The sequence below is a fragment of the Jiulongibacter sediminis genome (assembly GCF_001306455.1).
Classification (GTDB): Bacteria; Bacteroidota; Bacteroidia; order Cytophagales; family Spirosomataceae; genus Jiulongibacter; species Jiulongibacter sediminis.
Genome location: NZ_LGTQ01000015.1, coordinates 74,171 through 86,764, shown reverse-complemented (window position 1 = coordinate 86,764; position 12,594 = coordinate 74,171). Strand labels below are relative to the sequence as shown.

The window sequence follows — 12,594 nt, the reverse complement described above, 5'->3', positions numbered from 1 at the left end:
TTCCGGCTTTCCTTTACCTATAGTCTTTCAAGTTTTAAAAGAATTTCTGACAGATGGGAGTCCTTGGGCTCTCCGTTTGCGGTAAATACTATCTCTCCGTTTTCATCCAAAAGATAGACGTAGGCTCTTCGCAAATCATAAATGCCGAGCTCCCCCATATACTTCTTTTTGTCTCCGTAAAAAGAGGCCACTTTATTGTGTTTCTCCGGCGGAATCCCACTTCTCATCCCAGAATCTATAATGAAACTCATTAAGCGGTATTTACCACTCATCATGGGCAACTCGTAACAGTCTATACCCTTATTTTTAAGCTTTGTATCGTAGAGTTGAAGCCATTTTGTGGCCTGAGCCTGAGGTTCTTCATATTTTCCGCCATCTTCAAAAACCAGAATTAACAGCGTCATCTGAGGTCCCAGTTCGGCAGGTATTGTCAATTTCTGACCGCTAAGAGTTTTCGTTTTTATCTCAGGAAATTGCATGATTTAAAACTCAATAATAAAACCAATACTTGGAGTCGGCTGCCCGCTTGGTTCGCTCAATATCAAAGGAATTGCATTGCTCCCGTCCTGTCTTACCGACAGGCCATCTGTACTTGCAAAGCCAGTATTGTCGGAATTACGCTGGAACGTAAAATTAGGCACCGACTCGTTTTTCTCACCCCAAAGATTCTGAACATCGATGAATAAATCAAGTGTCCAATTCGGGTAGTTGAATCGCTTGTCAATTCGCACATCCATTTGATTAAAGCCATCTAATCTCAATGAATTCAGGCGGGAATAATCAAAAATTCCCTGACCTAGAGAAAGGTAGTTACGTTGTGAAGCCTCAATATCAAAAGGCGAATATGGACTACCCCCGGCCCAACGGTATTTAACTCCTAGCTCCCAATTTTTGCCAAATTTGTAGCCATAAATACCCGAAAAAAGGTGACGGTTATCCCAGGCTGATGGGAGCAATTCTGTGTTTATCCCTCCGAATTTGGAGCGGACAAAAGTGTAAGACAGTGTAAAAAACTGCTTTTTCACCAATTTCTGCTGCATGAACACCTCGAAACCATAGGTTTTCCCTTCCCCACCTGAAATCACTCTTTCATTTCCTATCGCCCCGAAACCTCCACCGAGGTTAGCGAGAGAAAGATTGTCAAAAACCGAAACAGGATAATTCCGATAATTCTTTATGAAGCCCTCTACTGTAAAGCGTAAATCTGTTTTTGGTAAATACTCAAAACCTGCCGCGTAATGAATGGAGTTAATGTATTCATTGTCTCTGTTGAGAAACTGCCCGTCGTTTTGAAAACCTAATACAGTATAAATCGGTAGCTTATAATAAGATCCCCAGGTAGCATTGGCCCGCACTTTTTCGCCTAATGGTAACGAAGCCGAAAGACGCGGAGAAAGGGTTTTCAAGGGATCAATTCCGGTATCGGTGAAAGAATTCATATCTGTTCTCAAACCACCGGAGATAGAAACCTGATTTCTAAAAGTTTTGCCCGCTTGCACATAGGCCCCATACTTCCAAAAACCAAGGTCAGTATTGAACGTATTGCTAACTTCTGGTTGCAATAATTGTCCTTCTTCACTTCTGATTTCAGGCCTGATCAGAGCAAAGAAGTCATTGTCATAATTGACTTGCTGAACTGTTGCCCCATAATTGAAAGTCAAACCATTAGTTGAGGTCTTAACATTAAGACGAAGCTTATTTTCAATCTCATTGGAAACACTTGAGAAGTTGATGGTTTCAGGATCTTTGATGGTATTATCCTCGAAACGTTCCAGATTATTATTGAAATGATTTCGGCTCAAGCTCAGGCTGATCAAACCGTTATTGATCCTGTGTTTTAAAGTCGCCCCTCCTGTGTAATTCCACTGGTTGATATAGCTGTTTGATCGCAAAATGTAAACGCTCTCGGGCGAAGCATCTTTAGGAACGGCAAATTTGAAAAGGTCAATAGCTCCGATACCCAGAATATCAAGTGAGGTCTTCTTCCCCAGTTTATGCGAAATCTTGGTTTGAAAATCCCAGTAATCGGGTCGAATGGGCAAATCAAGCAAGGTAAAAAGAAAGGCCAGATACGAACGGCGTGCTGAAACCAGGTAGGTGGTTTTAGGACCAGCCGGACCATCAAAAGTGGCTGCAAACTCCGAGGCACTTAGCCGAACATTTCCTTGTAGTTTTTCGCTATTTCCCTCCCGCTGTTTAAACTCAAAAACTCCCGAGGTGGTATTGTCAAACCTGGCATTAAATGCCGAAGTAGACAGTTTAATATCCTCAATAAAGGAGATATTAATGATACCGGCAGGCCCACCGGCCGAGCCTTGAGTGGTAAAGTGATTCAAAATTGGAATTTCGATATCATCAAGATAGTAGACGTTTTCATTTGGACCACCACCTCGTAAAATAATGTCGTTTCTGAAACCGCCTCCACCTGTAGTACCTGCCACTCCGGGCAATGCCTGAATCACTTTTGAAACATCAAAATTACCACCCGGATTGCTTCTGATCTCCTCAGTTGTAAGTGACTGAACAGACAGCGGCGTCATCACATCGGAGGCTAGAGCTGTTTTGGTTTTTGCTTTTGTGCTAACTGTCACCTCCTGAAGAGCTGCAACTGAAGGTTCCATCTCAAAACTCACCGAAAGATCATTTCCCGAATTCACTACCACGTTATACTTGATCTGATCAGTATAGCCGATGAAGCTGACTTTCAGATTGAAAGTACCTACCGGCAGCGTTAACCGGTATTTACCGTCGATATCAGCAGAAGTGGCGTTTGACCCTTCTTCAGTGGTTATTGTGGCTCCTATCAACGGCTCTTCAGTGTTTTTGTCTTTTATTTCGCCGTAGATAGTCCCGGTATTTTGGGCAAACCCAGGCAGTGCGGCGAATTGTACAACCAGGCTGAAAAGAATGGCTTTTTTTGATAAAGTGCTTTGCGACATTTTCTGACCGCGGTTAAATGTGATTAAGTTTTTACTTTTTATCAAACCAAAACAATCTTAATATAGTTTTATATCAGACTAATAATTTTTATTTTTGAATAATGAAGTATGAAATCCTCAAAGAACTGATTGCTTTATCGGAGGCCTATGAGTTAGAGAATTCTCCCAAAGAATGGAGAAGAGAACAGTTTATCGCCTGGCTACTGCAAAGGGGTGAAAAAGAGGAAGGACCTTTCAAAAAGGACGATACCATACCTTCTCAGGATGGCCTCATCGCTATGTTCATCTCATTACTTTTTAAATACGCACAGTTTTACTCCAAAAGAATTCTCAAAGACTCTCCACTTTATTCCCTTGATGATTTCGGCATGTTAGCCGGTTTGTTTCCAAATATTGAATTGAAAAAAACGGACCTCATCAGAAGAAGTATCATGGAGAAATCGAGCGGAAACGAGGTCATAAAAAGGTTGTTAAAACAAGGGCTCATTGCCGAGAAAAACCATCCCGATGATGGCCGGGCTAAACTGCTATTTCTTACGCCCGAGGGTAAAGCTGCCATGCAAATGATCAGCGGCCGCATGAGCCTGATGAGTAAACATGTGGTTGGCAACCTTGATCAGAAAGAAAAAGGGGCTTTGCTCCAGATGCTCTTTAAGCTGAACGAGTTTCACAAGCCAATTTTTGAGCGGGCGGATGAAGAGGAGATTAACAAACTTTTCAATCAACCGGTATTAAATTGAAAGAGGCTAGTCAATTTTTGATCAAAAATGACCCGATTTTAGGGCAAATTATTCAGTCCACCGATCTGGAATTGCCGCTGTCAACAAACTTTGTATTTCATGATCTCATGAGTTGTGTAATTGAGCAACAGATTCATTACAGAAGCACAAAAAAGACCTTTGAGAAGCTATTGACTAAAGCCGGAATTGAGACTTTGACCCCTGAAAACTTTCATTTGATTGAGCAGGCGGGCCTTACTGAACTCAAACTTTCCAATCAAAAACTGAATACCATTCAAAACATTCTTGACTTCTGGGAAAAAGAAGAGCCATATTTTCAATCTGAAAGCCCTGAGAACATGAAACAAAAACTGGGTACCCTAAAAGGATTTGGCCCCTGGACTATCGACATGATTATGCTCTACACCTTGGGGCAGCCTGACGTTTTCCCGGCAGATGACTATCATCTAAAAAAAGCGATGTGTGAGCTTTACGGACTCAACCCCAAAGTCAGACTGCGGGCTGAAATGAAGCAGATCGCCGAAAAGTGGAAGCCCTATTCTTCATTGGCTGTTCTTTATATTCTACAATGGAGGAAAAATAAGTAAAGAACTGTGATTAAACCTTCCGTCACTCTTTTTGATTAATATAATAATTCAATGCACCGGAAGGGCATTTGTCAATAGTCGTCATAATCTCCTCGGTAGAAGCGGCCTCGGGGTTTACCCAAGGCTTTTCCTTGGGCTTGAAAACAGCCGGGCTACTTCTAACACAATTGCCCGAATGAATACATTTACCTGATTGCCATACAATGGTTACTTCGCCATTTGTATACTCTTTTTTGATATTGTCCTTGTCCATGTCTGTTAAATTATTCCTCCTACAATTTAGTTGGAAAATTAGACCGAACCAAAGCCCCATTTTGAGTCTCCACGAATCTTTAAAGCCTGATTTGAGTTATCATAAAAGTTTTATCTCAAAACCTGAAAATATGAAGATCAGCATTATTTCAAGCAGTACCCGCAAAGGAAGAGTAAGCCATCGCATAGCCCTTATGCTTCAAAATCAGTTAACTGAGAGAGGCGTTAACGCTGAAATCATTGATCTTATGCATTTTGACATGGGGAGATTTGAAGAAACTTTTGCATCCAAAGATCAGCCAACCACTCAGGAGAAAGAGGTTTATCAGAAGCTTGAAGCAGCTGACGGCTTTATTTTCGTGACACCTGAGTACAATGGCAGTATCTCAAGCGGACTAAAACATTTCATTGACTTTTATGCCAAAAAGCCGTTTGAGAAAAAGCCCATTGGTGTGGCCACAGGCTCAACGGGTATGATGGGTGGCACCAGAGCGGCTCACCAGCTTCAACTGAATATTCTGGCCTGTTTCGCTTTCCCGATCCCGCACATGCTACTCTCCGGCCAAATGGATAAAACTATGAGCGAAGACGGCACCATTCTCGATGAAGCTTATAAAGGAAAAGTTGATTTTTTCCTGAATGCCTATGTAGAGTTTGCTGAGAAACTGAGCAGATAAACTCAGCTAAAATAAATTACCCAATAGGTCATTAAATTACCCAAACCATGTGCTAACCAACCGGGTAAAATGCTTCCCTCTGCTTTTTTCTCATTGATATAACCTATCAGATAGGCAACTGCAAAGGGGATAATGAAAATGGATATTAACCAGAGGATATTTGAAGTAATGGTAAGGAATAATGCAGTATGCAAAACTCCGAAAAGAAGGGCCTGAGTGAAGTTGCCCCACCTAAAGCCCAGCCAACTAATTAACCTTTTGGCCAGAAAACCCCGGAAAAGAATTTCTTCAGCCAGTGCGGTTTTGAAAACCGCGATGAGAATTATTGAAGTAACCAGAGAAGACCCAAAAGTCAATTGCTTTAAAGCCCCGGTGACGCTTTTAGGATTGTGCAAAACCTCTGCAAAAGAACTTCCTAAAAACACCGGCAAAACCAGCGTACTCAAACCTAAAACCGACAAGCCCGCAGCCAATATCAACGATTTTTTGTTTGCTTTTTTGAAGCCAATCCATTGAAAAAAGCCAGTTCTTTTTCTGAACCTGATCAGATAAAATAGAAAAGGGATCAAAGAAAAAACTGAGAGCTGAAGGAAGGTTGAGAATAATTCACTGATCATAATTCCTCGTTTTTTTGATACTCAATTATATCCCCGGGCTGACAATCAAGGGTTTCACAAATAGCCTCCAGGGTACTCCAGCGAATACCTTTGACTTTACCCGTTTTAAGCAAGGAGAGGTTAGTTTCAGAAATGCCGACGACCTCAGAGAGCTCTTTGAGCTTCATTTTTCTACGAGCCAGCATTACATCAAGGTTTACGATAATACTCATAGGATGCTTTCTTTATCTTCCTGCAAAACTTTGCCTTCTTTAAAAACCTCTGCCAGCACAAAACAGGCCAGAGAAAACCCTATGGCTCCAAGTGATGGTGAAAAGTTTAATCGCTCAAAGACCTGATTCTGATCAGCATTGAAATAACTAAGAAAAGAAAAAGAGCCAAGAACCGCCATGATAAGACCCAAAACCGCCATTTTTCTAAAACTCCCGATATTCCCTTCGTAAAAAGTATTGAGGTTTCTTACATTTTTCAATACCTGAATGGTCTCAAGCGAAATCAAATACAGCAGTCCTATCCGCAGGCTCATCATCAGGAAAATCCAGAGAAGCATACCTGTACTGAGCGAGTTTAAATGTACCGTCATGCCAGTATCCAGGCAGTCTTCACATTTGAAAATATTGTATGGCCCACCACCCTTTACTATTTCCAGCATATAATCAGAGATAAAATCAGGTGCCAGTAATGAGGTAAACATAAAGGCGGCCATCAAAATAAACAGAGCAATGACTATCCATTTAAAAATCTGGGCAAAACCGAGTGCGAGTGTTATGTTCTTTGACATGAATTTGTAAGTATTTATTATCCCAAAAGTATATATTTTTATGTAAAACATAAATTTTATCAAAAATTTCATAAAATTATTTTCCTATTTCCTGAACATGTATATTTGAAAACCAACCCATGTTTATGCGAAAACTCTTATTTCTGCTTTGTCTTTTTCCTTTTTTCCTCAAAGCCCAAAAACCTCCTAACGTCATCATTTTTTTTGCCGACGATCTGAGAGCGAGTGCTTTGGGTTGTTATGGCAATTCGTATGTTAAAACTCCAACAATTGACAGTTTAGCGGCCCACGGAATGCGGTTTACCAATACGTATATTCAGGGTAGTCATCATGGGGCATTATGTGCACCCTCCAGAGCGATGTTATTGACCGGCAAATCCTATCACCGTATCAAAGACAAAATGGCTGGCCATGAGACCATTGCAAAGCGACTCAAAGACCGGGGCTATAAGACCTATATGACGGGTAAATGGCATAATGAAAAGCAGGTGGTAGCCGAAAGTTTCAGTAAAGCCCGCAATGTGATGTTTGGCGGCATGTCTGATCATTATCAGGTCTATTGTCAGGATTTATTGCCCGATGGCAACTTTACCGACATTGAATACAAAGGGTTCTCAACCGACATTTTTGGGCAAACCATGATGGATTTCATTGACGAGCACCCGAAAGACAAACCCTTTTTCATGTACCTGCCGTTTACGGCTCCACATGACCCTCGTTCGCCACTTCCTGAATATGCCAAAATGTACAATCCGGCAGGTATGCCGCTTCCTCCGAATTTCATGCCGTCGCATCCATTCTACTTCGGGCATTCCATGGAGGTACGAGATGAAAACCTGGCTCCATACCCGAGAACGCCGGAGGTGATGCGAGCTCAATGGGCCGAATATGCCGGACTCATTACGCATATGGATGAAACGATAGGCAAGGTAATTGCCAAGCTCAATGCGGAGAATTTGACCGAGAATACGCTCATCATCTTCCTTTCTGATAACGGGCTCGCCATGGGAAGTCACGGGCTCATTGGCAAGCAAAGTGCCTATGAGCATTGTATGAATGTCCCGATGATTTTCAGTGGCCCGGGCATTCCCCAAGGTGCTGAGTCTGATGCGTTTTTATATACTCTTGACATTCTGCCCACTATCACTGACAAGCTGGGAATCGAGAAGCCTGATGATCTTGATGGTGTCTCCTTTGAAGCCAGTTTCAGACATACTGAAACCTCGTACCGGGAAAGCATTTTTACGAGCTATATGAATCATCAAAGGGCCATTCGAGTAGGTGATTTTAAACTGATACGATATCCGTATATCGATAAGACTGTCTTGTTTAATCTGAAAGAAGATCCTTTTGAACTCAATGACCTTTCCAACCGGCCCGGCTCTGCCAACAAAATCTCTGAACTGATGACGGAAATGAGAAATCAGCAAGAAAAATTCGGCGATAAAGCTCCGCTAGTGGTGGAAGAAACGGTTTCAGAAGATTGGGATTATCGGACGATCGACCGTAAACCGGATCAATGGCAGCCGCAGGAGGTGATTGACAAATATTTTAAGGATTAGCCACCGGGATATACCAACAGTTTTTAAGTCGGTCTATTCCACCACCCAGATTTTCCTGAACTACTCTATCAATCACAAAAAGTCCTTTTTGAGCCATATTCTCAAAATTGTCAATGCCATTATTGGGGAACCCTACACGAGTGCGGTGAATATTAAATTGTTCTCCGACAGTTCGACCGAACGCTTTTTCAATGCCAGATTTGCCGAGCATGAAGCCGAGCATACCGCCCCAGGTAGCTGTTGGATTGTCAGAATCCCAGCCACAAAGGGCTCCGATTTTAATGGTTTCTTTCAGGTCGCCTTCGCCGTAAAAAAGACTGATGAGACTGGCTCCGAAGTTGATTCCGGCGGCGAAACAGCCATTGCAAACCTTGTCTTTGGTTGACCACGAATAGCCGTCTTCCTGCCGAACCTGGTATTTTTCATGCAAGGCATCGCGGGCCTCTTCCCAGGTAGCTCCTTCATCATATTTCTCTTTCACAAAACGATACATGGAGGCGGCATAGGAGTTTTCGGGCAACACTTTGCTGGCCCGATCAGCCATTTCAAATAGGCTTGTTTTCAAATCCTCATTGCCGTCACGGATGGACGCTAACGAATACATGGTCACATAAAACTGTGAAATCCATTCCGCATTTTCACGGGCTGTGGTATTAATGGGTAACTGAGCCATTTTTTTGGCGAAATCCGGTCGGCCGGGAGCAAAAAGACCAAAAATCTCTGTGGTCAGCTGGGCATCTATCATCTCATAATCCGGATTGTTTTCCGGAGCAGAAGTGGCCGGAGGGATTACTCCATCAAGCATAAGATTAAGAGCCGTTTGATTGGAGACCCAAAGGTAATTCTCCTCCTCATGTTTCATGTGCTTCAGCCAGCCTTCTCTGATTTGCTCCCCCGTAAGTAGCGAAGTCTTGTTTTTGAGCAAAAGCTCCTGATAAATGTATTCTATGTCGGTGTCATCATCAGCCCCCCAAAGGCTGTCTTCAAAGTAAAATCCGATAGTTTCACTGAGCTCGTTTGAGCCCCAGATATTGGGTTCATCGGGCCCGCCCCAGTTTTCTCGGGTATAAAAACCCGCCCCCTTTCCATCAAGTCCATCCCCACCGATTTTATCCATTTCGGTGATGAGGCCCGTCCAGTTGGCGATACACTGGCCTAACCAAAACCCTTCTAATTTCTCCTGATATTCTACCCGATCAATGACTATTTCGGTTCCTTCGGGTTTGTATTCTGCAATTTCGAGATCCGGATTGAAATTGAAACTACTTTCAGGATCGGTCTTACAGGCGGATAAAATCAGAATGAGGGCAAAAAAACGCTTCATAGGTTTGGGTTAATTATGTTCAATATCTCTAAGATAAGGAATTGAGGGCTGTGCCCCTTCAATAGTCACGGAATGGGCAGCAGCTTTGGTGGCGATTTCTATGGCTTCATTCAATGGTTTATTTTGACTCAACAAGGCCGCCAGATAGCCGTTGAAAACATCACCAGCCGCCGTGCTGTCTCTTGGCTTTACTTTCGGAGTCTTGAAATACGTCTTTCCCTTTTTGTTATAAAGTAACGAACCTCTTTCTCCCAAGGTCATTAAAACATTCCTAACTCCTTTTTGAAATAGTGTAACGGCCATGTCTTCTATGTTCTCCACTTTACCGTTGGTCAAGTAAACGGCTTCATGCTCGTTTGGAGTAATCATCCACAGTTTGCTCAGTAAATCATCTGAAAGTTCCTGAGCAGGGGCTGGGTTCAGGATAACTTTTGCTGAAGAGTCCTTTGTTAATTCAATAACATACTCCACAGTTTCGAGCGGAATCTCAAGCTGCATCAATATGAAATCAGCAGTCTTTAATTGCTCTGCGAAGGGCATTAAATCTTCCGGTACTAAAGCGGCGTTAGACCCGGGAGAAACTGCAATGGCATTTTCCCCAGCTTCAGAAACCCATATTTGGGCAGTTCCACTTGGTCGGTTTTTGTCTTTGAGAAGGTATTCTTCAGGCAAGCCCTCTTTTATGAGGTGGCTTCTCATTTGGTCTCCGTAAAGATCATTTCCAAGTTTGGTAATAAAGCCAATTTGTCCACCGGCTCTTTTGGTAGCTACCGCCTGATTAGCCCCTTTTCCACCAAAAACCATGGCCGAATCTGACCCCAAGAGGGTTTCGCCAGGCGATGGAATTTTCGGTAGCTTGATGACCAAGTCCATATTTGAGCTACCGATGACGAAAAGATTCATGCTAAAACGATTTTTTTACATTGCAATGTAAGTTTTTTCAGAATGCTGCGACTAAACAAATAACAAAGCTCAGGTATCAAATGGAACAAGCCTTTCTGGAAATGATCAATCAACATCGCGGGATTATCCTTAAAGTATGCCGGCTATACGAGGATAACAGCGAAAACCGGCGGGACCTATTTCAGGAAATTGTCTTGCAGCTTTGGCGGTCATATCCGCGTTTTCAGGGCGGGTCGAAAGTCAGTACCTGGGTTTACCGGGTTGCCCTTAACACAGCAATCACCATCTTTCGGAAAACCAGCAAATCGCCTAAAACAGTTAGTATTGACCTTGGTCTGACGCTTGCCGATTTCCAGAATTCCGGAACCGATCAGATGCAAATGCTTTACTCCGCAATTGACCAGCTAAATAAACTGGAGAAAGGATTGATTTTGCTCTATCTCGAAGATAAAAACTATCAGGAAATGGCTGAGATTACCGGTTATACCGAATCAAACGTGGGGGTAAAATTGCACCGAATTAAAAACAAATTAAGTAACATTTTAAATCAAAAGTCATGAACATTGATGAATTCAAAAATCACTGGAACGAGCTCAACAAAAAACTTGAAAGCCTGCAAACCATTTCTGTAAGAAAGGAAGAGTTAGCACTTCAAAATAAAACCGGTAGCCGAATAGAGACACTTAAATCTGAGAACCAAAAGCTCTGCATTCTCTTTGGTACAGAAGCATTAATCATCCTTGCCATTCTTACCGGAAATCCGTTTGATTTCATCCATGCCTGGCAGTTTATCCCTTTAGGAATTCTTGGTATAGCCATAATAATAGCCCTGTTAAGATCAATACGGACTTTGAGAAGTTTGGGTCATCTGAATTCCGACCAGAACTTAAGTTCTTACCTGAAAACGGCTATTGTGCATTTTGACAAAGTGGAACTGTTTAACCGCTGGTTTCGCCTCAGCTTTTTAGCGGCAGGTATTTGTACTATTTTTAGTTTTATCCCTCATCTTACCGCCTCACGTGAGTTTACCTCCGTGGCTCCTTTTATCCTATTTTTAGTAGCCTTTAGCTGGAGTATATATTGGCTTATTTTTAAATCAGGCTGGATTGTCACGAACAGGTCGGCCGCTTTTGAAAACGACTTAAAAGAATGGGAAGACCTGAGGGCACTGTCCGCCTAAAAACAGAAGAGGCCGCCTTTCGGCAGCCTCTTTGTCACTCATCTACTTGTTTGGGTTACAGGTTTATAAGTCCATCAAGATCGACAGTGAGTGAAAGATTAGTTTGTGCACCAGCATTGACACCAACATTGCTGAGATCTACAGTACTTTCAAGACCTAATAGTGTATTTAGTCCAATACCCTGTCCGTTTTCCTCTGGCATATCGCAGTGAATTTCATAATTCCCCTCCGGTAAAAAGGCTAATGTAAAGTTCCCATTAGCACCCACTTTGGCAGAAGTTACAGCCTTTGCGTATTTCACCTCGCTATTACCGTTCGCATTAATCTCTGCATTTTCGTTAAATTCTCCCTGCTTGTATGCGTATACGACAGCACCACCTAAATTGTCATTATAATTTTGAATTGTACCGGTGATTTCACCTGTCATTGCTTTGTTATGTGCTCTTACAGCCGAGTTTAATTGACCACGACTCACAAAGGCGGCCTTATTATTATTCATTTTAATGGCCTTTCTAAGGTCAAAATCCATGATGATTTCAGTGCTTCCGTTTTCACTAATGGTGAAATCCTTTGGCTTGAGACTGATTTCAGCCGTTCCGTTTCCGCTAAGCTCAAGAGCCTGCTTGGTTCCGTCTGTTTTTTGAATATAACAACCAGGAGCATTCCCCGCCTCATCAGTAGCTGAGCTAATCACCAACTCAAGGTTCGAATAGGTACCAGCGGCTACATCCATACTGCCTAAATTGAGAGAATTCCCGTTTTGAAGAGCTAGCAGATTCACGGTTTTGGGCCCTTGAAAACCCGTAAAAGTTTGCCCATCAATTTTTATTTCGGTAAAAGTTACAAACGCTGCTGAGACATCAGCGGCGTCAATCGGTGCATCTGTAATGCTCATGCTTAACGTGCCCTTAGGAGCATCCGGATCATTGATGTCGTTTTTCGGGCCAAACATGCCTTCTTCACAAGACATAGTAATGCCGGCTAATAAAACCGTTAGAGCTAGTAGAATTTGAGTTTGCTTTTTCATTTTAA

At 42.5% G+C, this 12,594-nt stretch carries 15 protein-coding genes; 6 read left to right on the top strand and 9 right to left on the bottom strand.

The genetic code is table 11. The features are described 5' to 3' along the window. Window positions 1–17: 17 nt before the first annotated feature. The gene (locus tag AFM12_RS18225) at window positions 18–479 is read right to left on the bottom strand and encodes a hypothetical protein (RefSeq protein WP_055151462.1); all 462 of its coding nucleotides are present in this window, start codon (window positions 477–479) and stop codon (window positions 18–20) included. A gap of 3 nt (window positions 480–482) precedes the next feature. Continuing rightward, window positions 483–2,939 carry a TonB-dependent receptor gene (locus AFM12_RS18220; protein WP_082391419.1) on the bottom strand — a complete coding sequence of 819 codons (2,457 nt, stop codon included), beginning with the start codon at window positions 2,937–2,939 and terminating at the stop codon, window positions 483–485. A gap of 101 nt (window positions 2,940–3,040) precedes the next feature. Between AFM12_RS18220 and AFM12_RS18215 the strand changes: the two genes are divergently transcribed. Together AFM12_RS18215 and AFM12_RS18210 are read left to right on the top strand one after the other, a co-directional pair. After that, window positions 3,041–3,679 (top strand): MarR family winged helix-turn-helix transcriptional regulator, encoded by a 639-nt coding sequence (locus AFM12_RS18215; RefSeq protein ID WP_055151460.1) that lies wholly within the window; start codon window positions 3,041–3,043, stop codon window positions 3,677–3,679. After that, window positions 3,676–4,266: a DNA-3-methyladenine glycosylase family protein gene (locus tag AFM12_RS18210; RefSeq protein WP_055151458.1), complete on the top strand. Its 591-nt coding sequence runs from the start codon at window positions 3,676–3,678 to the stop codon at window positions 4,264–4,266. Before AFM12_RS18215 ends, AFM12_RS18210 begins: the two co-directional genes overlap by 4 nt. 22 nt (window positions 4,267–4,288) lie before the next feature. Here the strand turns inward: AFM12_RS18210 and AFM12_RS18205 are convergent, their stop codons facing one another. Continuing rightward, window positions 4,289–4,519 carry a (4Fe-4S)-binding protein gene (locus tag AFM12_RS18205; RefSeq protein ID WP_055151456.1) on the bottom strand — a complete coding sequence of 77 codons (231 nt, stop codon included), beginning with the start codon at window positions 4,517–4,519 and terminating at the stop codon, window positions 4,289–4,291. Window positions 4,520–4,649: 130 nt separating this feature from the next. On the opposite strand from AFM12_RS18205, the gene AFM12_RS18200 reads away from it, so the two are divergent. After that, complete coding sequence (locus tag AFM12_RS18200; protein ID WP_157687466.1) at window positions 4,650–5,195, top strand: NADPH-dependent FMN reductase; 546 nt, start codon at window positions 4,650–4,652, stop codon at window positions 5,193–5,195. Window positions 5,196–5,197: 2 nt separating this feature from the next. Here the strand turns inward: AFM12_RS18200 and AFM12_RS18195 are convergent, their stop codons facing one another. Genes AFM12_RS18195 through AFM12_RS18185 form a run of 3 tightly spaced genes read right to left on the bottom strand, consistent with a single transcriptional unit; the run spans window position 5,198 to window position 6,593 of the window. After that, window positions 5,198–5,812: a CPBP family intramembrane glutamic endopeptidase gene (locus AFM12_RS18195; RefSeq protein WP_055151451.1), complete on the bottom strand. Its 615-nt coding sequence runs from the start codon at window positions 5,810–5,812 to the stop codon at window positions 5,198–5,200. Beyond that, complete coding sequence (locus AFM12_RS18190; RefSeq protein WP_055151448.1) at window positions 5,809–6,024, bottom strand: helix-turn-helix domain-containing protein; 216 nt, start codon at window positions 6,022–6,024, stop codon at window positions 5,809–5,811. The genes AFM12_RS18195 and AFM12_RS18190 overlap by 4 nt, the downstream gene beginning before the upstream one ends. After that, on the bottom strand, window positions 6,021–6,593 hold the full coding sequence (locus tag AFM12_RS18185; protein ID WP_055151445.1) for a DUF2975 domain-containing protein: 573 nt from the start codon (window positions 6,591–6,593) through the stop codon (window positions 6,021–6,023). The genes AFM12_RS18190 and AFM12_RS18185 overlap by 4 nt, the downstream gene beginning before the upstream one ends. Window positions 6,594–6,718: 125 nt before the next feature. Here AFM12_RS18185 and AFM12_RS18180 point away from each other — a divergent pair, with 125 nt between their 5' ends. Next, the gene (locus AFM12_RS18180) at window positions 6,719–8,155 is read left to right on the top strand and encodes a sulfatase family protein (protein WP_055151442.1); all 1,437 of its coding nucleotides are present in this window, start codon (window positions 6,719–6,721) and stop codon (window positions 8,153–8,155) included. Here the strand turns inward: AFM12_RS18180 and AFM12_RS18175 are convergent. Together AFM12_RS18175 and rbsK are read right to left on the bottom strand one after the other, a co-directional pair. Continuing rightward, window positions 8,145–9,479, bottom strand: coding sequence for an ADP-ribosylglycohydrolase family protein (locus AFM12_RS18175; protein WP_055151439.1), 1,335 nt, complete (start codon window positions 9,477–9,479; stop codon window positions 8,145–8,147). The genes AFM12_RS18180 and AFM12_RS18175 overlap by 11 nt on opposite strands. A 9-nt stretch (window positions 9,480–9,488) precedes the next feature. Then, on the bottom strand, window positions 9,489–10,382 hold the full coding sequence (gene rbsK, locus AFM12_RS18170; RefSeq protein ID WP_055151436.1) for a ribokinase: 894 nt from the start codon (window positions 10,380–10,382) through the stop codon (window positions 9,489–9,491). Between the two features lie 80 nt (window positions 10,383–10,462). On the opposite strand from rbsK, the gene AFM12_RS18165 reads away from it, so the two are divergent. Further along, the gene (locus tag AFM12_RS18165) at window positions 10,463–10,942 is read left to right on the top strand and encodes an RNA polymerase sigma factor (RefSeq protein ID WP_055151792.1); all 480 of its coding nucleotides are present in this window, start codon (window positions 10,463–10,465) and stop codon (window positions 10,940–10,942) included. Beyond that, window positions 10,939–11,562, top strand: a complete 624-nt coding sequence (locus AFM12_RS18160; protein ID WP_055151433.1) for a hypothetical protein — start codon at window positions 10,939–10,941, stop codon at window positions 11,560–11,562. Before AFM12_RS18165 ends, AFM12_RS18160 begins: the two co-directional genes overlap by 4 nt. A 55-nt stretch (window positions 11,563–11,617) precedes the next feature. Here AFM12_RS18160 and AFM12_RS18155 read toward each other — a convergent pair whose 3' ends face one another. Next, complete coding sequence (locus AFM12_RS18155) at window positions 11,618–12,589, bottom strand: DUF4382 domain-containing protein (protein ID WP_055151430.1); 972 nt, start codon at window positions 12,587–12,589, stop codon at window positions 11,618–11,620. Between the last annotated feature and the right edge of the window lie 5 nt (window positions 12,590–12,594).

What these genes read in the sequence shown, in the direction of transcription:
- AFM12_RS18225 (WP_055151462.1), bottom strand. Translation starts at nt 479, where the DNA reads ATGCAATTTCCTGAGATAAAAACGAAAACTCTTAGCGGTCAGAAATTG.
- AFM12_RS18205 (WP_055151456.1), bottom strand. Translation starts at nt 4,519, where the DNA reads ATGGACAAGGACAATATCAAAAAAGAGTATACAAATGGCGAAGTAACC.
- AFM12_RS18160 (WP_055151433.1), top strand. Translation starts at nt 10,939, where the DNA reads ATGAACATTGATGAATTCAAAAATCACTGGAACGAGCTCAACAAAAAA.
- AFM12_RS18155 (WP_055151430.1), bottom strand. Translation starts at nt 12,589, where the DNA reads ATGAAAAAGCAAACTCAAATTCTACTAGCTCTAACGGTTTTATTAGCC.
- AFM12_RS18185 (WP_055151445.1), bottom strand. Translation starts at nt 6,593, where the DNA reads ATGTCAAAGAACATAACACTCGCACTCGGTTTTGCCCAGATTTTTAAA.
- AFM12_RS18220 (WP_082391419.1), bottom strand. Translation starts at nt 2,939, where the DNA reads ATGTCGCAAAGCACTTTATCAAAAAAAGCCATTCTTTTCAGCCTGGTT.
- rbsK (WP_055151436.1), bottom strand. Translation starts at nt 10,382, where the DNA reads ATGAATCTTTTCGTCATCGGTAGCTCAAATATGGACTTGGTCATCAAG.
- AFM12_RS18200 (WP_157687466.1), top strand. Translation starts at nt 4,650, where the DNA reads ATGAAGATCAGCATTATTTCAAGCAGTACCCGCAAAGGAAGAGTAAGC.
- AFM12_RS18215 (WP_055151460.1), top strand. Translation starts at nt 3,041, where the DNA reads ATGAAGTATGAAATCCTCAAAGAACTGATTGCTTTATCGGAGGCCTAT.
- AFM12_RS18165 (WP_055151792.1), top strand. Translation starts at nt 10,463, where the DNA reads ATGGAACAAGCCTTTCTGGAAATGATCAATCAACATCGCGGGATTATC.
- AFM12_RS18175 (WP_055151439.1), bottom strand. Translation starts at nt 9,479, where the DNA reads ATGAAGCGTTTTTTTGCCCTCATTCTGATTTTATCCGCCTGTAAGACC.
- AFM12_RS18195 (WP_055151451.1), bottom strand. Translation starts at nt 5,812, where the DNA reads ATGATCAGTGAATTATTCTCAACCTTCCTTCAGCTCTCAGTTTTTTCT.
- AFM12_RS18180 (WP_055151442.1), top strand. Translation starts at nt 6,719, where the DNA reads ATGCGAAAACTCTTATTTCTGCTTTGTCTTTTTCCTTTTTTCCTCAAA.
- AFM12_RS18190 (WP_055151448.1), bottom strand. Translation starts at nt 6,024, where the DNA reads ATGAGTATTATCGTAAACCTTGATGTAATGCTGGCTCGTAGAAAAATG.